This is a genomic window from Lactobacillus sp. W8174 (assembly GCF_016100975.1).
Lineage (GTDB): Bacteria > Bacillota > Bacilli > Lactobacillales > Lactobacillaceae > Lactobacillus > Lactobacillus juensis.
In genome coordinates, this window is record NZ_JACFRN010000001.1 from 337,536 (window position 1) to 358,881 (window position 21,346).

General features: G+C 32.7%; 24 protein-coding genes and 3 pseudogenes. 20 read left to right on the forward strand and 7 right to left on the reverse strand.

What is annotated here, in order from left to right:
* Positions 1–8: 8 nt before the first annotated feature.
* Positions 9–1,130 carry an RNA polymerase sigma factor RpoD gene (rpoD, locus tag H3U49_RS01755; RefSeq protein WP_198179189.1) on the forward strand — a complete coding sequence of 374 codons (1,122 nt, stop codon included), beginning with the start codon at positions 9–11 and terminating at the stop codon, positions 1,128–1,130.
* Positions 1,131–1,226: 96 nt separating this feature from the next.
* On the opposite strand, the pseudogene H3U49_RS09990 reads toward rpoD, so the two are convergent.
* From H3U49_RS09990 to H3U49_RS01770, 3 genes and pseudogenes are all read right to left on the reverse strand, one after another.
* A pseudogene (locus H3U49_RS09990) lies at positions 1,227–1,394 on the reverse strand (transposase); the annotation flags it as partial.
* A 150-nt stretch (positions 1,395–1,544) separates the two neighbouring features.
* Entirely contained in the window at positions 1,545–1,724 is a 180-nt protein-coding gene (locus tag H3U49_RS01765; protein ID WP_198179190.1) for a hypothetical protein, read from the reverse strand.
* Positions 1,725–1,894: 170 nt separating this feature from the next.
* Positions 1,895–2,071: pseudogene (locus tag H3U49_RS01770) on the reverse strand (tyrosine-type recombinase/integrase); the annotation flags it as partial.
* A 20-nt stretch (positions 2,072–2,091) separates the two neighbouring features.
* On the opposite strand from H3U49_RS01770, the pseudogene H3U49_RS09855 reads away from it, so the two are divergent.
* Positions 2,092–2,271, forward strand: a pseudogene (locus tag H3U49_RS09855) (IS30 family transposase); the annotation flags it as partial.
* 96 nt (positions 2,272–2,367) lie between these two features.
* Here H3U49_RS09855 and H3U49_RS01775 read toward each other — a convergent pair.
* Positions 2,368–3,009 carry a hypothetical protein gene (locus H3U49_RS01775; protein WP_198179191.1) on the reverse strand — a complete coding sequence of 214 codons (642 nt, stop codon included), beginning with the start codon at positions 3,007–3,009 and terminating at the stop codon, positions 2,368–2,370.
* A 529-nt stretch (positions 3,010–3,538) separates the two neighbouring features.
* Positions 3,539–3,979 carry an 8-oxo-dGTP diphosphatase gene (locus tag H3U49_RS01780; RefSeq protein WP_198179192.1) on the reverse strand — a complete coding sequence of 147 codons (441 nt, stop codon included), beginning with the start codon at positions 3,977–3,979 and terminating at the stop codon, positions 3,539–3,541.
* 180 nt (positions 3,980–4,159) lie between these two features.
* Here H3U49_RS01780 and H3U49_RS01785 point away from each other — a divergent pair, with 180 nt between their 5' ends.
* From H3U49_RS01785 to H3U49_RS01855, 15 genes are all read left to right on the forward strand, one after another.
* Entirely contained in the window at positions 4,160–5,743 is a 1,584-nt protein-coding gene (locus H3U49_RS01785; RefSeq protein WP_198179193.1) for an ABC transporter ATP-binding protein, read from the forward strand.
* A gap of 72 nt (positions 5,744–5,815) precedes the next feature.
* Positions 5,816–6,499 (forward strand): class I SAM-dependent methyltransferase, encoded by a 684-nt coding sequence (locus H3U49_RS01790; protein ID WP_034979800.1) that lies wholly within the window; start codon positions 5,816–5,818, stop codon positions 6,497–6,499.
* Positions 6,492–7,289 carry a Nif3-like dinuclear metal center hexameric protein gene (locus tag H3U49_RS01795; RefSeq protein WP_198179194.1) on the forward strand — a complete coding sequence of 266 codons (798 nt, stop codon included), beginning with the start codon at positions 6,492–6,494 and terminating at the stop codon, positions 7,287–7,289. The genes H3U49_RS01790 and H3U49_RS01795 overlap by 8 nt, the downstream gene beginning before the upstream one ends.
* Positions 7,290–7,302: 13 nt before the next feature.
* Complete coding sequence (gene pepT / locus H3U49_RS01800) at positions 7,303–8,544, forward strand: peptidase T (protein ID WP_198179196.1); 1,242 nt, start codon at positions 7,303–7,305, stop codon at positions 8,542–8,544.
* 330 nt (positions 8,545–8,874) lie between these two features.
* A complete protein-coding gene (locus tag H3U49_RS01805; protein WP_198179198.1) occupies positions 8,875–9,762 on the forward strand; it encodes an ABC transporter ATP-binding protein in 888 nt (295 codons plus the stop codon).
* Between the two features lie 5 nt (positions 9,763–9,767).
* Entirely contained in the window at positions 9,768–10,523 is a 756-nt protein-coding gene (locus H3U49_RS01810) for an ABC transporter permease (RefSeq protein ID WP_198179200.1), read from the forward strand.
* Between the two features lie 18 nt (positions 10,524–10,541).
* On the forward strand, positions 10,542–11,300 hold the full coding sequence (locus tag H3U49_RS01815; RefSeq protein ID WP_198179202.1) for an ABC transporter permease: 759 nt from the start codon (positions 10,542–10,544) through the stop codon (positions 11,298–11,300).
* Positions 11,301–11,382: 82 nt separating this feature from the next.
* Positions 11,383–11,736: a GntR family transcriptional regulator gene (locus H3U49_RS01820; protein WP_198179204.1), complete on the forward strand. Its 354-nt coding sequence runs from the start codon at positions 11,383–11,385 to the stop codon at positions 11,734–11,736.
* An 11-nt stretch (positions 11,737–11,747) separates the two neighbouring features.
* Positions 11,748–12,452 (forward strand): ATP-binding cassette domain-containing protein, encoded by a 705-nt coding sequence (locus H3U49_RS01825; RefSeq protein WP_198179206.1) that lies wholly within the window; start codon positions 11,748–11,750, stop codon positions 12,450–12,452.
* The gene (locus tag H3U49_RS01830; RefSeq protein ID WP_198179207.1) at positions 12,452–13,261 is read left to right on the forward strand and encodes a hypothetical protein; all 810 of its coding nucleotides are present in this window, start codon (positions 12,452–12,454) and stop codon (positions 13,259–13,261) included. The genes H3U49_RS01825 and H3U49_RS01830 overlap by 1 nt, the downstream gene beginning before the upstream one ends.
* Positions 13,262–13,305: 44 nt before the next feature.
* On the forward strand, positions 13,306–14,145 hold the full coding sequence (locus H3U49_RS01835) for a hypothetical protein (protein WP_198179208.1): 840 nt from the start codon (positions 13,306–13,308) through the stop codon (positions 14,143–14,145).
* Positions 14,146–14,191: 46 nt separating this feature from the next.
* Positions 14,192–15,031 carry a hypothetical protein gene (locus tag H3U49_RS01840; RefSeq protein WP_198179209.1) on the forward strand — a complete coding sequence of 280 codons (840 nt, stop codon included), beginning with the start codon at positions 14,192–14,194 and terminating at the stop codon, positions 15,029–15,031.
* Between the two features lie 149 nt (positions 15,032–15,180).
* Positions 15,181–15,546 (forward strand): GntR family transcriptional regulator, encoded by a 366-nt coding sequence (locus tag H3U49_RS01845; RefSeq protein WP_046332134.1) that lies wholly within the window; start codon positions 15,181–15,183, stop codon positions 15,544–15,546.
* On the forward strand, positions 15,546–16,253 hold the full coding sequence (locus H3U49_RS01850) for an ATP-binding cassette domain-containing protein (RefSeq protein ID WP_198179210.1): 708 nt from the start codon (positions 15,546–15,548) through the stop codon (positions 16,251–16,253). The genes H3U49_RS01845 and H3U49_RS01850 overlap by 1 nt, the downstream gene beginning before the upstream one ends.
* Entirely contained in the window at positions 16,253–17,092 is an 840-nt protein-coding gene (locus H3U49_RS01855) for a hypothetical protein (protein WP_198179211.1), read from the forward strand. The genes H3U49_RS01850 and H3U49_RS01855 overlap by 1 nt, the downstream gene beginning before the upstream one ends.
* Positions 17,093–17,337: 245 nt before the next feature.
* Here H3U49_RS01855 and H3U49_RS01860 read toward each other — a convergent pair whose 3' ends face one another.
* Both H3U49_RS01860 and lepB read right to left on the reverse strand, forming a co-directional pair.
* Complete coding sequence (locus H3U49_RS01860; protein ID WP_046324857.1) at positions 17,338–17,529, reverse strand: LBP_cg2779 family protein; 192 nt, start codon at positions 17,527–17,529, stop codon at positions 17,338–17,340.
* A 56-nt stretch (positions 17,530–17,585) separates the two neighbouring features.
* On the reverse strand, positions 17,586–18,164 hold the full coding sequence (gene lepB / locus H3U49_RS01865; protein WP_198179213.1) for a signal peptidase I: 579 nt from the start codon (positions 18,162–18,164) through the stop codon (positions 17,586–17,588).
* Between the two features lie 85 nt (positions 18,165–18,249).
* On the opposite strand from lepB, the gene H3U49_RS01870 reads away from it, so the two are divergent.
* From H3U49_RS01870 to H3U49_RS01880, 3 genes are read left to right on the forward strand one after another with little or no spacing between them, the layout of a single operon-like run.
* Positions 18,250–19,002: an SAM-dependent methyltransferase gene (locus H3U49_RS01870; RefSeq protein WP_198179214.1), complete on the forward strand. Its 753-nt coding sequence runs from the start codon at positions 18,250–18,252 to the stop codon at positions 19,000–19,002.
* Entirely contained in the window at positions 18,992–19,966 is a 975-nt protein-coding gene (locus tag H3U49_RS01875) for a hypothetical protein (RefSeq protein WP_198179215.1), read from the forward strand. Before H3U49_RS01870 ends, H3U49_RS01875 begins: the two co-directional genes overlap by 11 nt.
* The gene (locus tag H3U49_RS01880; protein ID WP_198179216.1) at positions 19,950–21,332 is read left to right on the forward strand and encodes an RsmB/NOP family class I SAM-dependent RNA methyltransferase; all 1,383 of its coding nucleotides are present in this window, start codon (positions 19,950–19,952) and stop codon (positions 21,330–21,332) included. The genes H3U49_RS01875 and H3U49_RS01880 overlap by 17 nt, the downstream gene beginning before the upstream one ends.
* The last annotated feature ends 14 nt before the right edge of the window (positions 21,333–21,346 follow it).

The window sequence follows — 21,346 nt, forward strand, 5'->3', positions numbered from 1 at the left end:
GGCTTATTGTGGCAGATAAGGAAAAAGCAGCTAGCAACGAAAAATTGTCTTTAGACAAGATGGTTAAAAAGGTTGTTAAAGATGTTAAAAAAGATAAATCTATTACGGAAAAGGACTTTGTTGCTCAATTGATAAAGCCCTATAAACTACAGGGAAAAGCAGTTGACCAATTAGTTCAAGAATTTGAGGATAACGGCATCAGTATTGTTGATGAAAAAGGTAACCCATCGAGATTAGCCTTGAAAAAGCAAAAAGATGTTGAAAAAGCTGAATTAAAAGATATGTCAGCACCTTCAAGCGTTAGGATGAATGATCCGGTCAGAATGTATCTGAAAGAAATAGGTCGGGTACCCCTACTGAATGCAGATCAGGAAATTTCTTTAGCAAAAAGGATTGAAAAAGGTGATGAAGAAGCTAAGCAGGAGCTGGCAGAAGCTAACTTGCGTTTAGTTGTTTCTATTGCCAAACGTTATGTAGGTCGTGGGATGTCTTTTCTTGATCTCATTCAAGAAGGAAATATGGGGCTGATGAAAGCTGTAGACAAATTTGATTACAGCCTGGGTTTCAAGTTTTCAACTTATGCAACTTGGTGGATCAGGCAGGCAATAACTCGTGCGATTGCGGACCAGGCTAGAACCATTAGAATTCCAGTTCACATGGTAGAAACTATTAATAAGTTAATCAGGATTCAAAGACAATTACTGCAAGACTTAGGACGTGAACCAACTCCAGAAGAAATAGGAGCAGAAATGGACATGCCTACGTCTAAAGTTCGTGATATCTTAAAGATAGCTCAAGAGCCGGTTTCCTTGGAAACTCCAATAGGTGAAGAAGATGATTCACATTTAGGAGATTTTATTAAGGATAAAGATGCAACTAGTCCAGAACAACATGCTTCTTATGAAATGCTCAAAGAGCAATTAGAAGAAGTGCTTGACACCTTAACAGACCGTGAAGAAAATGTTCTTCGCTTACGTTTTGGACTTGATGATGGTCGCACGAGAACTCTAGAAGAGGTTGGTAAAGTATTTGGAGTTACAAGAGAGCGAATTCGCCAAATTGAAGCTAAAGCTTTACGTAAATTACGGCATCCAAGCAGATCAAATCAATTACGTGATTTCTTAGATTAACAAGATAAAATAAAGGCTATTTGGCAAACATCCTAAAGTAGGAAGCAGATAGAAGTATGACGATACTTTTATGGCTATTTGGCAAATCCTGTTGAATTAGAAACAAGCAGCTAATAAACTGCTTGTTTCTTTTTCTTTTGCCTTGTTTTCTGCCAATCTAATCCTGGATAGCAGATTGGAAAAATTGGCGTAGCCAAAAGCTGTGCGCTCAATTTGTTTAATTTTACGATTAAATCCTTCTAAGCAGCCGTTGGAATAATTCGATGTTATCCCGTTGATCACTGTTTTTAGATTATGCTTAAAAATTAACAGTGTTTGATGCATTTGCCAGCCAACATATGAATGACTTCTATAATTGCCTGCGGATCTTTGGCGGCTAAAGCATCATAAAATGACTGCAGCAGGTTGTAGGCATTAGTGAGATCCGTGCTGCAGCTCCTGCGAGCCACAAAAGGGACAACTGGGCTGCAATAAGACAGCTTGGTAAACCTTCTGCTTATAGCCGTTAACCAAACGGAAGAAATAAACTTCAAAAACAATGTTTTGATCTTTAATATCAAGCGCAAATTTAATATAATTATTGAGAGAGGACAAAATTCAAACCTTCTATAAAAAAATATTGGGTGAAGTTAATATTTTATTACACGAAGCAAGAGGAAAATGTCTTCTTTTTTTATGCGATAAAAAACCCATTAACAGCTTATCACATGGATAAGTCATCAACAGGATAAATTATAGAGCCGAAAAAAGTTCGAAAAGATTATTTAAAGACCTAAATCGTTCATGTAAATTCTTACTTTATTTCTACCTTCTGGAGTTGAATGTGTATAATGTCTCGTCATTGAAACATTAGCATGTCCCATTACGGCTTGTACATCAGTCATATCTTCTCCTTTATTAAGGGTAGCATAAGTGTGTCTAAAGCCATGAACTGTAATATGTTTTTTTAATTGAGGGTTAGCGGCACAACCGGCTAATCCAGCGCTTCATTCCTAAAGGCAAGTGCATCAAGGATTATGACTTAAGGCAAATCTATGGCATTGAGGAATGGTGCAATAACCTGCCCCGCAAGATCTTAGCCTACCACACACCCGATGGATTATACGAAAGAAGATTAGATTGCATCTATCAGATCAAGTAGGTGTTCAACTTAAAATTGCAATTTTCGAATTTAAAAAATTGCAGTTTTTAAATTAAAAGTTTTGCTTAACTTAATGACATTGAACCCTTGTTTTGTCTAATTATACGTTGAAACGATAGATTGCCCCTCATCCGGAATTAATGTTTTGATGGCCGGACTAATCTTTTTACCTACTTGCTTTTGTTTAATAAAAATGTATTTTGAATCATTAGTAAGATTAAAATCTGAAAAAGCTACTGTCATGTCATGAGAATTTGTTTTATTCATTCTAGTTGTATAAATTTTCTTCCCATTATAATAAAAAATAAGAGTACTATTTTCATTGGCATTCACGTCAAAATAAATTGTACCATTTTTTTGTTCAATCTTATTGATCATCGGTTTAGGTGAAGCATAATTTTTACTGCTTAGTTTTCGTCTAGTTACTATTTCTTTACCAGACTTATTTAAACCACATAAGATAACATCTTTATAGCCACTAAATTTCAGATTTGAAGAAAAGCGTCCTTTTTTACTAATATTAACTGTTTTAATTACATTTCTATTATATAGTACCTTTAACTTTTTGATACCTTTAGCTTTACCTTTTAGTTTAGCTTCATTGTCATTCTTATTGAAAGTCAAAGTCGTTTTACTTATTTGAGGAACTGTTTTTGCATGAGATATTTGACTCCCAAAAATGCATAACCCTAAAAATATTATACATCCTAATACTAATTTTTCTTTGCTCAGTCGCATATTATTTTCAACTCCCTTCTGAAACCAACATAAAATTACGACTTTAAAAATGTCCTATAGTTAAATGCTTAATTAAGGGACAACGTGTGTAAAAGTAATTAAAAATCAATTAACCCATTACACTTACACTAACGATTGCTCTTTGGGACAATTTTCATATAAGTAATAACAGTTATAATATCTTCTGAATCTCTCACGGAGAATAGGGCAGATGTAGAATAGATTGCATTCATACCACGAACATCACAATCTTGAATACTATAAGATCTGTTAGCAGGGTTCACGTCACTATAGGCCTCTTTTTTGATCTGAAATTATTTTCAAATTACTTTTACAATCATATTTTAACACACTTATTATTATGCTATGAATAAAACCGGCAGAACTACTACTGCTCCAAGTCTACTCTTGGTTAGGGGGTTGATTTTGAAAAATAGCACAAGTGCCACAATAAGCAAAATTCTTGAACAATTATTTGTCCAGGGTGCCATCGTCTAATTAATTTATCAGAAAGCATTTCAAATACTCCTTAAAATAATTCGTCTCGCTCACCATCTAAGATATGCTCATCAATGTTTTCATTAAAATATACTAGCAAGTCGCGGTCAAAATTATATGCCAATTTATGTTTGAAAAGTTCTTCTTTAGTCATCCAGGTTAATTTACCTTCTCTTGAGGCCTTGACTTTACCGGTGAATTTAGTGGCAATATAAAAAAAGACAAGATAGCGGTGGTCGTTTTCATCATAAAATTGTTTAATTCCACAAAGACGAGGATTTTTAATATCTAAATTCGTTTCCTCCTTAACCTCGCGCACTACTGAGTCATAAAAAGATTCGTGATTTTCCACATGACCACCCGGAAAAGTCAATCCTGGCCAATAAGGGTCATTACGATCCAAAACTAAGATATTATCGTTTTTTTTAATCATGCACATATTTGTCAAAGTAACAGGTTCAGTTCTATCCATTAAGTCAAAAATCTCTTTCTTTTAAATCTTATTATCAATTATAAAATAGCAATTTAGAAAGAAAAAGAAAATTTTTCTCACTTTTTTGCCGGCAAATTAAAATTATACTAGGGATTTTGTGGCATTTATTAATTTGTTCCATTATACTTGTAATACTGTTTTAAGTTTTAGGAGGATAACATGGCTATCAAATATGCAAAGAAATGGAAACTTTTTCTTTTTCTAATTATTTCAATTCTTGATTCATTTCAGTCAGTATTTTTAGCTTATCTATTAAAAGTATTCATTTCCTTTGCTCAAAAGCCTACGGGAAATTTGCTCGGATTAACTTTATTCGCCATTAGCGGATTAATTATTTTCAGTATAATTGGAATACTTTTTCAGTATTCCTTTTTAAATTTGATCCATGATATTAACATCAAAATTAAAGAGATAGCAACTGATCATATCGTTAATATTAATGATCAAGCTAAACTTGATACTTCATTTATGACAAACGACCTTAAACAAATTGAGACTAGTAAAGTTGTTGCCGAATTAAAAATTTTTAATTACATCTTAAAATTTTTGACTGCTATTATCACTGCAGTGATTACATCTTGGTTTATTTCTTTGGTTTTTTTTATTGCAGCAATAATTCCAGCCTTAGTTCAAAATTTTGCCGGTAAAAAAATTTCTGCAAATTCTAAAAAATGGGAAAGGGCAAATAGTAATTATACCGCTACCGTTACGGAAACGATTAACGGCACAACCATTTTTTCTTTATATAATTCAGAAAATTCTATTGCTAAACGCTTACTAAAAAGCGCTCGCAAAATGGAGGATGCCTTACAATCAACGAATTTGTCCAAGGGCATTGCAAACGAATTAACCTCTTTTGCCGCATATTGTTTTGGCATGATTATTCCATTTAGTGTTGGAGTTTATTTGATAACTAAAGGAAATATTGCTTTGAGTACTTTTATGATGATTGTGCAGCTATCGAATAATTTCGTGAATCCGATAGTTAATATTTTTATGTGCGTTAATGATATTAAAACAACCACTCCCATTTGGACTAAATTTATAAAAATACAAAAGTATAAAAGACAAGCAAGCGATAATAGTTCAATCCCTGTTTTCAATAATTTGAGTTTAAGTAATGCCACAATCTATTTTGATAAACAAACTATTTTTCAAAAAGTAAATTTGGTAATCAAAAAGGGGGAAAAAATATTATTACAGGCTCCTTCAGGTTGGGGAAAATCAACTTTGCTCAAAGTCTTGATAGGAAAATATAAGCTGGATTTAGGCTCTTACCTGATAAATGGAGAAAAGGCTAGTGGTAATTGGAATAAAGACCATGAACTATTTGCTTTAATCAATCAACAACCTTTTATTTTAAATGACACGATTGAATACAATATTACTTTAGGACAAAAGGCTACCAAACAAGAACTGAATAGGGCCGTTTCTAAAGCAGGCCTAGAAGAACTGGTAAGAAAAAAAGGGTATCAGTATCAAGTTGGTCTTGGAGGCAAAAATTTGTCAGGAGGACAAAATCAGCGCATAGAAATTGCCCGCGCATTACTCAAGAAAAGGCAAATTTTGTTAGCAGACGAAGCTACTTCCTCATTGGACACAAAATTATCTCGAAGAATTCACGCTACTTTTTTAAAAGAATTTTCCGGAACAGTAATCGAGGTTGCTCATCATATATCTACAGATGAAGCAAGCATGTTTGATCGTAAGATCGATTTAGAAGCTAATAAAAAAAGTATTTAAAATCGTTATTTTATCTTTATCTAACAAAAATTCATTATGCTAAAATTTTATTATGAAGAAAGTAGGATATAAATGAACTTAAGATTGAACTCATTGGCACAAATGGTTGACCAGAGTGCACGCATTGCAGATATTGGTACAGATCATGCCTATTTACCAATTCAACTAGTGAAAGAAAATAAGATTCAGTTTGCTATTGCTAGTGATGTTGCAGCTGGACCATTGGAGAATGCGAAAAAAGACATAGCAGCTGCTGGTTTAGATGGGAATATTGAAACTAGGCTTGGGGCAGGACTTGATACTATTAATTCTGCTGATCAAATTGATACAGTAATTATTGCCGGAATGGGCGGCAAGTTAATAACGCAGATTTTAAATGATGCTTGGCTAAAAGATTCTATTTTCAAAACTTTAATCCTTGAGCCAAATATAGGTGAGCCCGGTGTCCGAAACTGGTTAATGAATCATAATTATCAAATAAAAAGAGAAAAAATTATTGCTGAAGCAGGACACACATACGAACTAATTAAGGCAGAAAAAACTAATAAAATTGTCAAATTGACAGAAAAAGAATTATTTTTTGGTCCAGAAATCTTAACAGAAAAAAATGAAGTTTTTTATCAAAAATGGCGAGGTCAACTTGCATATCACAAGAAATTACTGCTTAATTTAAATAAGGCTAAAGAAAAAGATTTGGTCTATATGCACAAAATTGAGTCAGAAATAAAAATGATCGAGGAAGAAATAAATGACTAAAGTAGAAGATATAATAGCTGTTTTACAGCAACATTTTCCAGAAGAAATAGCTAGTAAAGGTGATCCAGTTGGTCTTCAAATCGGCTCGATGAAGCAAAAAGTGACCAAGGTTCTAACTACCTTAGATGTCAGACCTCAGGTAGTTGACGAAGCAATACAAAAAGGGGCAAATTTAATCATTAGTCATCATCCGTTAATGTTTCGTCCAGCTCAAAATCTTGATTTTGCTAATCCCCAATATGCGATGTATGGCAAAATTATTGCTCATGGAATTACCGTCTATTCTATTCATACTAATTCTGATAAAGCAGAAGATGGGTCAAGCGACTGGCAAGCTGAAGAACTGGGATTAAAAGATGTTGAACCATTTTGTCCTGATGAAGATGGCATAGCTATAGGGCGTAAGGGTAGACTAGCCCAGCCTCTTTCTGCTAGAGAATTTGCTTATTATGTCAAAGACAAAATGCACGTAAAAATGGTAAGATTAATTACTGCTGATAATGAGCAACTGATTTCTTCTGTCTGCTTTATTTGTGGTGACGGCGGAAAATATTGGCATCAAGCAGTAGAAGAAAAAATAGATGCATTTATCACAGGCGATGTATACTACCATACGGGACATGATATGATTTCAGCAGGTTTGACAGTAGTTGATCCAGGGCACTATACTGAAAAAATATTTAAACAAAAAATTTTTCAAAAGTTGCTTAAATGGAACAAAGAAAATTCATGGGATGTTGATGTCACAGAATCAAAAGTTTCTACAAACCCATTTCAAGATTTATTTTAATTAAGGAGAGACAATGAAATATCCAAATTTATTACCTAGATTTTTAAAATATGTCAAAGTTAATTCACGCTCTGATGAGCACTCTGATCGTTTTCCTTCGACAAAGCGACAAGAAATTTTTCAAAAAGAATATATTCTGCCTGACCTGGAAAAATTGGGTTTATCTGATGTGCATTATAATCAAAAATCAGGCTGCGTCATTGCTGAAATACCGGCAAATGTTGATTATGATGTTCCAGTAATGGGACTTTTAGCGCACTGCGATACTGCAGACTTTAATGCGGAAAATGTTAAGCCGCAAGTTCATGAAAATTATGATGGCAAATCTAAAATTCAATTAGGCGACTCTAATTTTTATCTGGATCCTGCCGAGTTTCCTAACTTAAAGAAATATGCGGGACAAACTATTATTACAGCTTCCGGAGACACACTGCTTGGCGGCGATGATAAGTGTGGAGTAGCAGAATTAGTTACTGTAGCAGAATACTTGTTGAAGCACCCAGAAATCAAACACGGCAAGATTCGCTTTGGTTTTACTCCTGATGAAGAAATCGGTATGGGTGCTCAGCATTTTGATATCGAAGAATTTGGAGCTGATTTTGCTTTCACTGTCGATGGCGGGGCTCCAGGTAAGTTAGATTGGGGTACCTTTTCTGCTGCAACCTTTACCCTTGATATTCAAGGGGTTAATGTTCATCCATCTGTGGCAAAAGATCAAATGATTAATGCAATTCAGATTGGTATTAACTTTCAAAATCAGCTTCCGCAAAATGAGGTTCCTGAAAAAACAGCTGGACGAGAAGGATTTTACCATTTAACCCATTTTGCTGGTACGGTTGACAATGCGCAAATGGAATACATTGTTCGTGACTTTGAAAGAGACGGTCTTGAAAATCGCAAAAATAAGGTTAAAACAATCGTTAACCAAATGAATAAGGAATTTGGCACCGAAAGAATTAAACTCGAAATGAGGGATCAGTATTATAACATGGCTGATGTGCTAAAAGACCGTATGGAAATTGTTAACTTAGCTAGAAAAGCATATGAGGCTGAAGGACTTACGATCAACGAGGACCCTGTCAGAGGTGGCACTGATGGTTCACTTTTAACTTACAGAGGTCTACCTTGTCCAGATCTTTTTTCCGGACAAGAAAATATGCACGGACGCTTTGAATATACCGTGCTTGAATCTATGGCAAAAGCAGTAGATGTAATGATTAAAATGATAGAGTTGAATGCAAATAGCAATAAATAGTGAAACAAAAACGACTGTTTTTATTATTTCTTATTAAAATAATTAAAAGCTTAAATCTTGTTCTGATGGAGAAAATTTAACTTCTAAAAAGTTAGTAAAATTATGCACAATTAATAGAAATTTAAATTTAGGTACATAGGATCATTATCAAAAATGGTTTTATGTGCCTTTTTTCTTTTTAAAATTTTATATTGATAATTTGTGGAACACTTAAATTTTTCTAAGACAAAAGGCAAAAGACTCCTTGCAAAAGTTGATTATTTATTTTATTATACTAGTGTATTAGATAAATAGTTCACTATTATAATATAAGAGAAAGGATGAGTGATCATGCGAAGTTCTATTGCACTACAAGTCGATAATGTTTGCACTTATGTGGGCAAGACAGTGCTAGTTAATAATGCTACTTTTGATGTTAAAGCTGGTGAAATAATAGGTCTAATAGGCCCAAATGGAGCTGGAAAAACAACTATTATGAAAACCATTTTAGGGTTAATGAAATTTAAAGGAAAAATAGAGGTCAATGGCAAAAATGTGTCTGAAAATGAACATCATGCTTTAACAAAGGTTGGAGCATTAATTGAACATCCAGCAATTTACCCATTTCTTACTGGTATGCAAAATTTGACCCTTTATGCTCATGATCAAAAAGATATGGCAAATTTGATTTCTGAATTACAAATGGATTCATATATTAATAATAAGGCTAAAGGATATTCACTAGGGATGAAGCAAAAATTAGGCATAGCAATCGCCTTATTAAATCAGCCCCAAGTTGTAATTCTTGATGAACCAATGAACGGACTTGACATTGAATCAACGATTCGAGTAAGAAAATTAATTAAAAGATATTCTGATCAAGGAACAGCTTTTTTAATTTCAAGTCATATTTTAAGTGAATTACAAAAAGTAATGACGAGAGTTGTCTTAATCTCCGGAGGACAAATTATATTGAATAAAGAGGTCAAAGAATTTGAAAAAATTAGTCACCAAAAATACCATTTGACTACTGAAAATAATAAACTTGCAAAAAAGATTTTTGCTGCTTACCAGATCACATTTACGGCAAATGAAAACTATTTGATAGTAAGCCAAAAGGATATCTACAAAATACAAGATCTGCTTTTTAAAGAAGGAGTTCATTTAAATGAGATGTTACCTCTTGAGGCCAACCTTGAACGAATTGTAGTTGATGTCTTGGAAAAGAAAAGGGGCTAGACAGAATGCTTATAAGCTTTAAACAGGAAATCTATAAATTCAGGCATGAAAAGATTGCTCTGTATGGTCTGATTATTCTCATTGTAACAATGATTTACAACTTTTTTACTAATCCTATTACGCGCCAATCCCTTGGCTACGGATTTGGTGCAATTGAGTGGATTCCTTTAATAGTTATTACCGTAGCATCTGTAATTTTTTCAATGGAATACAAGAATAACACGATTATCATGCTGGAGTATAAAACTTCAAGCAAGTTTCAAATTTACTTTTCCAAGTTTTTGGTTGTCTTAGTCTATAGTTTTCTCCTAACAGTGATTGCATTTTTACTTACCTTGATTTTAAGCATGTTCTTTATTGCTGCTAGATATGATTGGTTAGTTAACCAAAAGGGGCATATTCTCTTAAATAATCTGCTAATTAACTTAGCAGGAGCATTGATTTATTCTTTTTTTAGTATTGGCTTATCTTTTATGCTCATTATGCTGGTTAAAAATAATGCTGTAGTAGTTTGTTTTGGAATTGTACTAGCATTTTTTGGTGCCAGCTTTTCCAAAGGATTAATGCAAACCTTTCCCCATTTTATAAGTACTATTAAATGGAACTTTTTAAATATGATTTTTATTTCCCAGCAATTATCAAATCCAAGCCTTAGCTTAAAATCGAATTTATCAAGTCTTGAACTAATTATAGCCAATATCGTTTACGGAATAGTTTTTATGATTCTAGGATATTATCTATTCAAACATCGACGAGTATAAAGAGAGGAGATCACTAAAATGATTTTTAGTATTAAGCAGGAATTATATAAATTAGTGCACCGCAAAATTACTTGGATCGCAGCTATCATATTATTTTTTTTAATGCTTATTACCGGTTTCGCTTTAGCAGATGAAAGTAAAAAGCTAATTTTAACATTAACTTTTGATTCTTCTGATTTTATCATGTTTATCCTAGTGATCGTAGGTGCCACGTGCTTTTCAATGGAGTTTCAAAACAATACGATTTTAACACTCTTATATAAGTCTTCGAATAAAATATATGTCTACTTATCGAAGTATATTGTTTTGTTCTTATACGATGTTTTTCTGCATTTGCTAGCTCTTTTTTATACCATTTGTCTGCGTTATACCATATTTAATTATCGAGTTAATTGGTCAGAACTTTATCTATACCATCAGCCGGTATGGCTAAACATGGTAACTGCTTCTCTAGTAGATTTAGTAACAACAATGTTAATTATTGCTATTGTTTTTTTACTCTCGTGTCTAATTAATAGTAGTGCAATTGTAATTACAGCAAGCCTTCTAATTACATTTATGGGTCAAAGTATTTCTTCGGACCTAATGAATGGAGGCAAACTGGTGAATATTATGAAATGGAACCCTTTTAATATGGTGGACTTGACCAGGCAATATGGTAATTATGGCATGTATGTTTTAACTACCCACCTTAATAACCAAGAGCTTTTAGTGGGTAGTCTAGTCTATATTCTTATTTTTGTGATTGCCGGCTATTTAATCTTTCGCAGAAAATGATTTTAAGTAATTAATTGCATAACTTTTAAGTTTATTGTAATATTATAGTGTATTATAAATGTAATACAGTTAGAAGAAAATTATGAATTTTAGAGACGATTTACCGATATATATACAAATAAAAGAATATCTATGTCGCCAAATAATCACCGGCAAGCTTGAGCCAAATCAGAGGATTCCCTCTGTACGCCATTTAGCAACGCAGTTGACAGTGAACGTTAATACTATTCAAAAAGCACTCAAACAAATGACTACGTCAGGGCTTTTAATTACTAAAAGAGGAGAGGGTAATTTTGTTACTAGCGATAAAAAATTATTGGAAAAAATCAAAAGAGACATGATAGTTGCTGAACAACGTAAGTTTGTTCAGAACATGAAAAGCTTAGGAATCACGCCAAAACAAACTAATCTTATTTTGGCTAATCACTTAAAGTAGGGAGTAAAAAAATGGATAATCTTTTAGAAATCAGAGATTTAACTTACAAGAAAAATCTGAAGACGATTTTAAATAATATCAACTTAAATTTACAACCAGGAAAAATAGTAGCACTTTTAGGCGAAAACGGCGCTGGTAAAACGACCTTAATGAGGGTAATTAGTGGGATGGCTAAAAACTATCGTGGAACCGTAAAAATTTCTGGTGAAAGTAAAGAGGCTCAACGAAAAGCCCGGCTATCATTCACTGATAGTCTAACGGGTTTTAACAACTCAACTAAAATCAAAGATATTGTTAAATTTTATGAAATTATTTATCAAGATTTTGATGGTAAACAATTTGAGCAACTTCGTCAGTTTATGAAATTAGATCCTGAAATGCGGTTATCTGAGATGTCAAAAGGGATGCGAGAAAAATTAATTATTGCACTTGCATTTTCGCGCAAAGTTGATCTTTACCTATTGGATGAACCTTTTTCCGGTATTGATGCTATGGCTCGTAAAAAAATTATTAACTCAATCATTTTATGGAAACCAGAAAAATCAACAATTCTCGTTTCAGATCATTTTGTCAACGAAATTGCCAGTATGTTAGACGAAATAGTCATAATCAAAGACCAAACCATTTATACTCATAAATCAACTGAAGAGATACGCGAACACCATAAGAGCGTTGAAGACTACTATGAAAGTTTATATGAGGCGGAGGATGAATAATGGCTACTTTCAACCACTTATTTGGCAAACTTTTTGAAAAAAAAGCCAAATATGTTCATCTACTAGTTGTCCTGCAATTTATCAGTTCTCTGGCATCAGCGTTTTTTACTTATTTTAGTTTTTATTCTGGCAGGTTTCACTTAAATTTGAACAATAACCTTGAATTTTTTCCAGGATGGATGGCCTTATTTGCTTCTTTTACTTTCCTGTTTGGACCTATTTTATATATTTTAACTGTCGTTCAGAATGAACGCTTAAATAGAAGTCAGACATGGCGTTTGGCACCAATCAGTGATGGCAAATTCTATGCTGCTAATATCTTAAGTTCATTTGTTTCATTAATTTATTTTGTGTTTTTAGATTTTTTAATTGCAATTGGTTTTTTCCTTTTGTCATTAATAATTTACCCCCAATTTGGCAAAAATCTGCGGTTTGAACTCAATTTAGATACTGACACATTTCTTACCTTTATTTGTATCATACTGTTGGTAATTCTAACTTCTCTTTTTATTTATTTTTTGGTTAGTTTCCTCAACTTTTCCAGTCAGGCAATTTTAAGTTTTTTACCACAAGCATCAAGTCATATTTTAATTTCTTTTATTCGTATATTCATCATTATCATATTAATGGGACTGCTTGTTAAGCTCTATAGAGTATTGATAAACTCTTTTGTAAATCTTTTTTTACTAAAAGCTACTGATCTTGCGGGATTAGAATATGTTGTAGGTATGATGTTTGTTGCTAATTTGATAATGCTTGGCATCAACGTCTTTTTAATCAATCATTTCTTTGAAGCAGAAGAGAAGTAAATCATAATATTTTTTACAATATTTTCATAGTAGGGGGAAAGAGTATGACCTCATTTAAAAATTTGTTTGGCAGATTCTTTGTCGAAAAAGCAAAAAATGTTTATTCATTTTTAATTATTCAAACAGTTGGTGCCCTTGCATTTTCTGTTTTTGGTCTGCTAATCGGGACAGGTAAGATAGGTGAATTTTTAAATTCTTATACTGAGCTTTTACCTGACTGGTTAATGGGCTTTTGTCTATTAGGTGTCTTTTTTGTCATTTTCTTTTTTATTTATATTATTGTTAAAAATGAAAAGATTAACCATAGTCAAACATGGCGTTTAACTGCAATTAGTGACGAAAAATTTTACATTGCTAACAGTTTAAGCACATTTGCAACGTTTGTTTATTTCATTATTCTTAACATCATTGTTGCTGGTATCTTGCTAACTGCTTCATTTTTTATGGACAAGGCTTTTCGTAATTCATGTGAGAGAATGTTTAAGCAATTTAGACCAAATTTTGAACTAAATACAATTCGTTTTATTTTTGATATCACGCTACTCATACTTTTATGTTGCTTTTTCATTTCGTTATTGATCAGCTTTTTAAATTTTTCCAGTAAAGCCATCATGGATTATCTTCCTGTAGCTTCAAGTGGGTTAATTGTCAAACTATTACATATTTTTATTGTTATCGTAATAGCATGGCTTTTTACTAAAGTAGAAAAAATTTTTGTCGATCAAGTTTTAGGCAGCCTCTTGAATTTTTTAAACTTAAATCCGGCTTATAACAACGCTTTACCATATGTTAATGTAATTGTTGTAGTTGTTAATTTAATAATGTACGTTATTAATATCTTTTTATTTAAGTATTTCTTTGAGGCAGAAGAAAAAAGTAGCTAGTAAAACAATATTTGTCACCAGTTAGAAATAAAAATAAGGAGTCAAAATGTCGGAATTTAGCAGACTATTCAATAGATTTTTTAAAATTAAAGCAAAAAAATTAAAAATATTGCTGTCTTTTCAGCTAATTGCAGCTCTAGCATGTGCCTTTTTTACTTATTATGAAGTTACAAATTGGCATATCCAAAAAAATTTAAAAAATAATGTCGGTTTGATACCAGAATGGGCATTATATTTTGTCATCTTAGCCTTCTTTGTCATATTATTTGTATTTATTTTAACTCCTTTGCAAAGTGAAAAATTTAATCGAAGTCAAACCTGGCGTTTAGCTGGAATAAGTGATAGTCAGTTTTATCTAGATAATGTTTTGAGTACATTTGTATCTTTTATTTACATGCTTGCGTTTGAAGTAGTTGCTGCAGTTATGCTAGGTTTCTTATCTTTTTTGGTTGATAAAGATTTTCAACGAGGACTTCATGATTTCCTAATGGATCTACATCCTAATTTTGATTACAATTTTTTCTGGACTGTAATTGGTACGATTGTCTTAGCCATTTTAAGTTGTTTCTTTTTATACTTTGTTATCAGTTTCTTTAACTTTGCTAGCCAGTCCATAATAGATTTTGTACCCGCCAACGTTAATGGAGCACTAGTAAAGATACTCCATTTATTCATAATTTTTGTACTAATCTGGTTCTTTTTTAAAATTCAACATATATTTGTCTACAAAATTCTTTTATCAGTATTTAACCCAGCTAATTACGGACTTGCTTTTTCTAGTGATTTACCTTTTGCAATTTTGTCAACCACAATTTGCGATCTTATTTTGTTGGTCAGCAACGTTTTCTTATTTAATCATTTTTATGAAGCTAGTGAACGTAAATAGGTAGGCAAATAAGAAAAAATTACTTTTACAATTTTATAATTTCTCACAAAAAAGCAAGTTATTACAACAATTAAAAGGTTTGCGGAAAAAATAAATCTGGTTTATGATAGTGTATTATAGGTGTATTACGGCCAAAGGATGGTGGACTTGTGGAATTTAAAGATAACATTCCCATTTACTTACAAATTAAGCAATACCTATATCGACAAATAATTACCGGCAAATTGAAGCCAGGTAAAAAAATCCCTTCTGTACGTGAACTAGCAGTGCAACTCACTGTAAACGTCAATACGGTACAACGTGCCTTACAACAAATGAACTTTGAAGGCATTTTGTATACCAAGAGGGGAGAAGGTAATTTTGTCACTGAAGATACTACTTTACTTGAAAAAACGAAAAGGGAATTAATTGACGCTGAACTAGACAAATTTGTTCAGAGCATGAACTCTTTAGGGGTTTCTGATGAACAAATTCTCAAATCTTTAACTGAATATCTTAAAGAGGAGCGTAAATAATGGGCAATCCCTTAGAAATAACAGACTTAGTTTACAAAAAGAACCAGAAAAAAATTATTACTGACTTAAATTTAACCCTTAAACCAGGAAAAATTGTTGCTCTTTTAGGTGAAAACGGAGCGGGCAAAACTACTTTAATGCGAATAATTAGTGGCTTAGCTAAAAACTATCGAGGCACTGTTAAAGTTGCAGGTTTTGCCAAAGAAGCTGACAGAAAGGCACATCTTTCTTTTACTGATGGCCTGACAGGATTTGCTAATTCAACTAAAATCAATGATATTGTCAAATTTTACCAAATTTTATACCATGATTTTAGTCTAAAGCAATTTGAGCAGTTAAGAAAATTCATGAATTTAGATTCTGACATGCGCTTATCTGAAATGTCTAAAGGAATGAAAGAAAAGCTGGTAATTGCTTTAACTTTTTCCAGAAAAACGGATTTATATCTTTTGGATGAACCCTTTTCCGGCATTGATGCTATGGCTCGCAAAAAAATTATTAAATCGATAATTTTATGGAAGCAAGAAAAATCCACTATTTTAGTTTCAGATCATTTCGTAAATGAAATCGCTGCGGTTTTGGATGAAGTTGTTATTATTAAAAATAAAACTGTTTGTATGCATAAGTCGACTGAAGCAATTAGAGCTGATAATCAAAGTGTAGAGGAATTTTATGAGAGTTTTTATCAAAGAGAAGAGGATGAATAATGGCTATTTTTAATCGCTATTTTACGGTGCTTTTCAGATTAAAAACCAAATGGATTTCTCTTCTGTTAATTATCCAGACCGTAGCTTCATTTGCGATGTCGTTTTTCAATTTTAATAACGGCCATGTGTACATTAATAGAACTATTTTTTCTAATTTCTTTACCTTGTGGCTGACTATTTTTGTGGTATCAGCGTGGCTTTTTACCGGGATATTTTATTTAACCACCTGTTTTCAAAATGAACGTGTCAGTAAAAGTCAGACTTGGCGTTTAGTACCAATTGATGATAAAAAGCTGTATTTCGATAATATTTTAAGTTCGTTTGGTGCATTGCTCTTCTTTGTGATACTCGAAATAATTTGCACATTAATTTTAGGCGTTGTTACTTTTACTTTTGATAGTCAGTTTCATACTGTCATAATCGAAATGTTTACTGATATTGGAAAGCATTTGCAGCAAGTTGATCTGGAAATTATGTTTAACTTCTTTGGTGCAATTATGATGGCCATTCTTTGCGCATTTTTTGGTTACTTCATTATCAGTTTTTTAAACTACTCCAGTCGTGCACTTTTGGATTTTCTTCCCCAAGCACTCAGCAAAGCTTACTTTCGGGTAATTGCAGTGTTTGTGATTATTTTAGTTGCCTGGCTTGCAATCAAAGCCAGTAACATTGGCCTACAAATAATTTCATTTCCGTTTAGATTTATGATGGGAGAAACCACAGGTACAAATGACGATTTAGCCCTAGCACTAATCTTAATGCTCGTAATCAATCTGTTCTTTTGGCTCTTGGATACAATCCTCTTCAGTAAATTTTTTGAGGCAAGGGAAGGAAAATAAAAATTCGTATACTAAAAGACGCTAAAAATTTTTAGCGTCTTTTTAACGGCCAAAAAAGACTCATGATACAAACAGCAAAAATACCAATGCGAATAAAGACAAAATGCAATAAAAGTTATAGCAGCAATTTTCTCAGCTTTTAAACTACGCAAAAGCAAGATTATTAATTATTTTCTCGCAACACTGAAAATAAAAGCCTGCAATGAAATAAGACGCATTGCAGGCTAAACTTTATAAATAACTTTTTAATGATTTGCAGCAAGGTAATCGTACAGCTGATTAATTTCTTCAGGAGTAAACTCGCCTTCGCCAGTTTTCATTGCGTGAATTTTTTCAACTGACAAATGACTTGCAAAAGCTAAATCCGTATCAGTAACATGATGTTTTACTTGAAAATCGATAATTGCATCGGATAATTCTTCTAATTGCTGATTCATAATAAATTCTCCTTTACAATTTATTTTAACGGAAAAATATTAAAATTCAAAGGAAATTAAAAACCTTGAATTTTATTAAATGGCCAATATCTGAATTTGACTTTGCCAACTAAATTTTGTCGTTTTACGGGACCAAATATATGTGAGTCCTTTGAAATGTCACGATGGTCGCCCATTACCCAATAATAGCCCTTCGGAACTTTATAAGTAAAATTCGTCGTATATGTCTGGCCTTGAGCATTATTAGCTTTTTTGAAATGATTTTCTAGATATGGCTCAGGTAAAAGTTTGCCGTTGACATACATTTTATCATTTTTAGAAACAAGCTTATCACCAGGAAGACCAATTACACGCTTGATATAATATGCCCCGGGGACATCATTAGCTGCCTTAGGAGCAAGCAAAACAACAACATCATTGCGCTTAGGAGTAAAATTACGCACAGCAATCAAACGGTCATTATCTTCAAAAGTCGGTTGCATAGACGGTCCAGAAACTCTATCATTAGAAAGTACAAAATGGAATAAAACATAGAATACACCTAAAATAACTGCCATCATTATGACAACATCAAGAATAAATTTACCTAAGCTTTCTTCCTCTTCGTCTTGCTTTTTTGTTACTTTTTTTGCCATAAAATTTTTCTCCTTTATTATGCTACCTTTTATTATAACTGAAATCCTTCAGTTTGAATGTTAAAATCATTATAGGGATTTGATAATGATAAATTTTTTAAGTAAAATTAACCACTTAGATGATCAACTTAATATTAAACAAGTACATCATCAAGTTAAGGAAATTAATGATATTATTTCTATCGTGAGCCAAAGACAAGTTTTGAAGAAAGCGCCAGAGAAACTGGGGTTTTTACCGGACATATTTGAAGAAATATGTGCTAGTCTTACGCAAACTGAAATTAGACAATTTAGAACTATTAACCACTTAATCAACAATTTAAGACAATTTCTGGCTATCAATTTTGGCGTTTGGTCGCTGCCTAATTTACAGACAGCTAAAGCAATTAAGGACAGGTTAAACATTAAAACCGGACTGGAAATTATGGCAGGTAATGCCTATTGGAGCAAGGCTTTATCTGATGTAGGTGTTAAAATGACAGTCACAGATAACTTAGATTGGTCAAAAACTTCAAACACTGGTTCCAAGTCATTTATGACAGTCGCAAATTTTGATGCTGCTAAGGCCATTGAAATGTTTGGTAATGTTGATCTAATAATATGCTCTTGGGCCCCCAATTTTGGCAACAGCGATACCAAAGTTGTTTCAACTTGGCAAAAGCTGAATACGCCAAGCCATCTGCTCTTTATAGGAGAAAAAAACGGAGCAACCAATTCAGAGGCTTTTTGGCAAAAAGGATTAGTACATCATTCAAAAGAATTAAAACAAATTAATCAAACTTTTCCTAGTTTTGATTTTATTGACGAACACATTTTTGAGATAGCACATGAAATTTAAAAAAACCATTTTAATCTTTATCATATTTTTATCTTTTTTAGGTATTGGCAGTATGTTGTCAAATGTTCAGTCCCGTGAAGCGAACCAGCTACTTGAGGCATATGGTTTAAGCAACAATACTCGCTATATTGAAGTTAAAAATGATCAAGAAGTTAGATCTTTTTTGATCTATCTGAAAAAGAAATTTCCCCATAATAAAATTCAAGTTCATATGACTTCTAAAGCTAAGAAAAATCAAACTCTCGTATGGTCAAATCATGATGTGTTAAAATTACCGACCGAATCTGGAAGGTACTTTACCAAAGATGATTTTAAAGGTCACGTTTCTTTTGCTGTACTAGGTTTAAATGCAGAGGTTCCTACTTTAAAAACACAAGGAAACGAATATATTTATATAAACCAAAAATATTATACAGTAATAGGAACTTTAAAGCATTATCGTCAAATGAAGCAAAACGGTTACTATTTGACTACTAGTCCAAAACAGCCAACAGGCAAATTTAAACTGCGTGATTATCAAATTATAATAGACAGTTCAAATAAAGTGATTCAACAAATCGCTAAGCATTATAAGGTAAAAGCTAAGACACCGGTTTTTGTAAAAAATCATCAAATACACCAGTTTTCAATTATTCGAGAAATTTTATTTATATTGTTGTTTTTGTTAATTGCTGCGGCAAGTAATATACTCTTAGCCTTTATGGACTGGAAAACTGTTAAACAAACAAACCTGAAGGGAAGTCTATTACGCAATTGGCTAATCAATCATGGTGTTAGAATTTTGCTTATTGAGCTTGTAATTACTTTTGGTGCTTATCTTTTTTTGATTTGGCGCAAATTCATTTCTAAACCACAACATTTAATATGGCTCTTAATGATAAGTTGGATTATAATTTCTATTCTGTACGGCATAGGTATTCTGCACTTATTACGAAAGGAACAAAACAATGCCAAAACTGCCTGAAGATTTCATCAAAAAATATACTAAGCTTTTAGGTAAGCAAAAGGCTGATCAACTTTTTAAGGCAATTAGTGAAAATTCCAAAAACGCATATCGGATTAATTCATTAAAAGAAAATCAAACTCTTTCTTATGATCAACGTGAAAAAATCCCATTAGTTCCTGGTGCCTATTACGGCAAAATAAGTGGAAAAGATCCTGAATGGGTAAGCGGAACAGTGTATTCACAAGAACCAGCTGCAATGTTTCCTGCTTTTTTTCTTGAAGCTCAACCTGGAGAAAAAATTCTCGATTTATGTGCAGCTCCTGGTGGCAAAAGTACTGCAATTGGCGCGCAACTAAAAGGTCAGGGACTTTTGTTAGCAAATGAAATTTCTCTTAGCCGCGCAAAAATTTTACGTGAAAATCTAGAACGTTGGGGAGTAACCAATGCACTAATCACGAGTGAAAAACCAGAAAAATTAACAAAATATTTTTCGCGGTATTTTGATAAAATTCTAGTTGATGCTCCTTGTAGCGGTGAGGGCATGTTTCGCAAAGACCCTCAAGCCATTGAATATTGGTCACAGGATTACGTAATTTTTTGTCAGCAACGACAAAAAGAGATTTTATCTGCTGCAGTTCAAATGCTTAAGCCAGGAGGAGAACTAATTTATTCAACTTGTACATTTGCTCCAGAAGAAAATGAACAAATAGTTGCTTGGCTAACTAAAGCTTTTGGTTTTACAATATTGCCACTAAAAATAAACGAACAAAATATTGACCATGGTCATCCTGAATGGTCTGATAATAATATTGAGTTAGTTAAAACAGCACGATTTTGGCCTACTGCTAATATTGGAGAAGGACAGTATGTGGCAAAGTTAAGGCTTGATGAAAAAATTAAGGATCAAACTTTCACGTCGACAAGCAAAAAGTCAACACACAAAAAGAAACAAAGAAATGCTTTAACCAAATCGGATATGGATTTGATTTCAAGCGTGTTAGATAAATTTAAATTGCCTCCTGAGATCGAGAACTGGCAAGTAAGTTGTCAGGTACGCAATAATCACGTTTTTATTCCGGCCATAAATACAAATTCTGATACTCATCTTAGGATTTTAGCCAATGGTGTTGAGTTAGGTGTTTTAAAGAAAAACCGGTTTGAACCAGGACATCAACTGGCGATGGTTTTAGCAGAACAAAAACAAAATAGAGTAGTTGACTTAGATAATGACAATTATTTGAAGTATTTGCATGGAGAAACTATTAAAACTGACTCAGCTATAACTGGTTTTATTCTGGTCAGTTTTAAAAACTTTATCTTAGGCTTTGGCAAAATCAGCAATCATATTATTAAAAACTATTATCCTAAAGGATTACGAATTTAGAGAAAGAAAAAAGA

Excerpts from the sequence above, each read along its gene's own strand:
- H3U49_RS01775 (WP_198179191.1), bottom strand. The coding sequence starts at position 3,009 with ATGCGACTGAGCAAAGAAAAATTAGTATTAGGATGTATAATATTTTTA.
- H3U49_RS01780 (WP_198179192.1), bottom strand. The coding sequence starts at position 3,979 with ATGGATAGAACTGAACCTGTTACTTTGACAAATATGTGCATGATTAAA.
- H3U49_RS01785 (WP_198179193.1), top strand. The coding sequence starts at position 4,160 with ATGGCTATCAAATATGCAAAGAAATGGAAACTTTTTCTTTTTCTAATT.
- H3U49_RS01790 (WP_034979800.1), top strand. The coding sequence starts at position 5,816 with ATGAACTTAAGATTGAACTCATTGGCACAAATGGTTGACCAGAGTGCA.
- H3U49_RS01795 (WP_198179194.1), top strand. The coding sequence starts at position 6,492 with ATGACTAAAGTAGAAGATATAATAGCTGTTTTACAGCAACATTTTCCA.
- pepT (WP_198179196.1), top strand. The coding sequence starts at position 7,303 with ATGAAATATCCAAATTTATTACCTAGATTTTTAAAATATGTCAAAGTT.
- H3U49_RS01805 (WP_198179198.1), top strand. The coding sequence starts at position 8,875 with ATGCGAAGTTCTATTGCACTACAAGTCGATAATGTTTGCACTTATGTG.
- H3U49_RS01810 (WP_198179200.1), top strand. The coding sequence starts at position 9,768 with ATGCTTATAAGCTTTAAACAGGAAATCTATAAATTCAGGCATGAAAAG.
- H3U49_RS01815 (WP_198179202.1), top strand. The coding sequence starts at position 10,542 with ATGATTTTTAGTATTAAGCAGGAATTATATAAATTAGTGCACCGCAAA.
- H3U49_RS01820 (WP_198179204.1), top strand. The coding sequence starts at position 11,383 with ATGAATTTTAGAGACGATTTACCGATATATATACAAATAAAAGAATAT.
- H3U49_RS01825 (WP_198179206.1), top strand. The coding sequence starts at position 11,748 with ATGGATAATCTTTTAGAAATCAGAGATTTAACTTACAAGAAAAATCTG.
- H3U49_RS01830 (WP_198179207.1), top strand. The coding sequence starts at position 12,452 with ATGGCTACTTTCAACCACTTATTTGGCAAACTTTTTGAAAAAAAAGCC.
- H3U49_RS01835 (WP_198179208.1), top strand. The coding sequence starts at position 13,306 with ATGACCTCATTTAAAAATTTGTTTGGCAGATTCTTTGTCGAAAAAGCA.
- H3U49_RS01840 (WP_198179209.1), top strand. The coding sequence starts at position 14,192 with ATGTCGGAATTTAGCAGACTATTCAATAGATTTTTTAAAATTAAAGCA.
- H3U49_RS01850 (WP_198179210.1), top strand. The coding sequence starts at position 15,546 with ATGGGCAATCCCTTAGAAATAACAGACTTAGTTTACAAAAAGAACCAG.
- H3U49_RS01855 (WP_198179211.1), top strand. The coding sequence starts at position 16,253 with ATGGCTATTTTTAATCGCTATTTTACGGTGCTTTTCAGATTAAAAACC.
- H3U49_RS01860 (WP_046324857.1), bottom strand. The coding sequence starts at position 17,529 with ATGAATCAGCAATTAGAAGAATTATCCGATGCAATTATCGATTTTCAA.
- lepB (WP_198179213.1), bottom strand. The coding sequence starts at position 18,164 with ATGGCAAAAAAAGTAACAAAAAAGCAAGACGAAGAGGAAGAAAGCTTA.
- H3U49_RS01870 (WP_198179214.1), top strand. The coding sequence starts at position 18,250 with ATGATAAATTTTTTAAGTAAAATTAACCACTTAGATGATCAACTTAAT.
- H3U49_RS01875 (WP_198179215.1), top strand. The coding sequence starts at position 18,992 with ATGAAATTTAAAAAAACCATTTTAATCTTTATCATATTTTTATCTTTT.
- H3U49_RS01880 (WP_198179216.1), top strand. The coding sequence starts at position 19,950 with ATGCCAAAACTGCCTGAAGATTTCATCAAAAAATATACTAAGCTTTTA.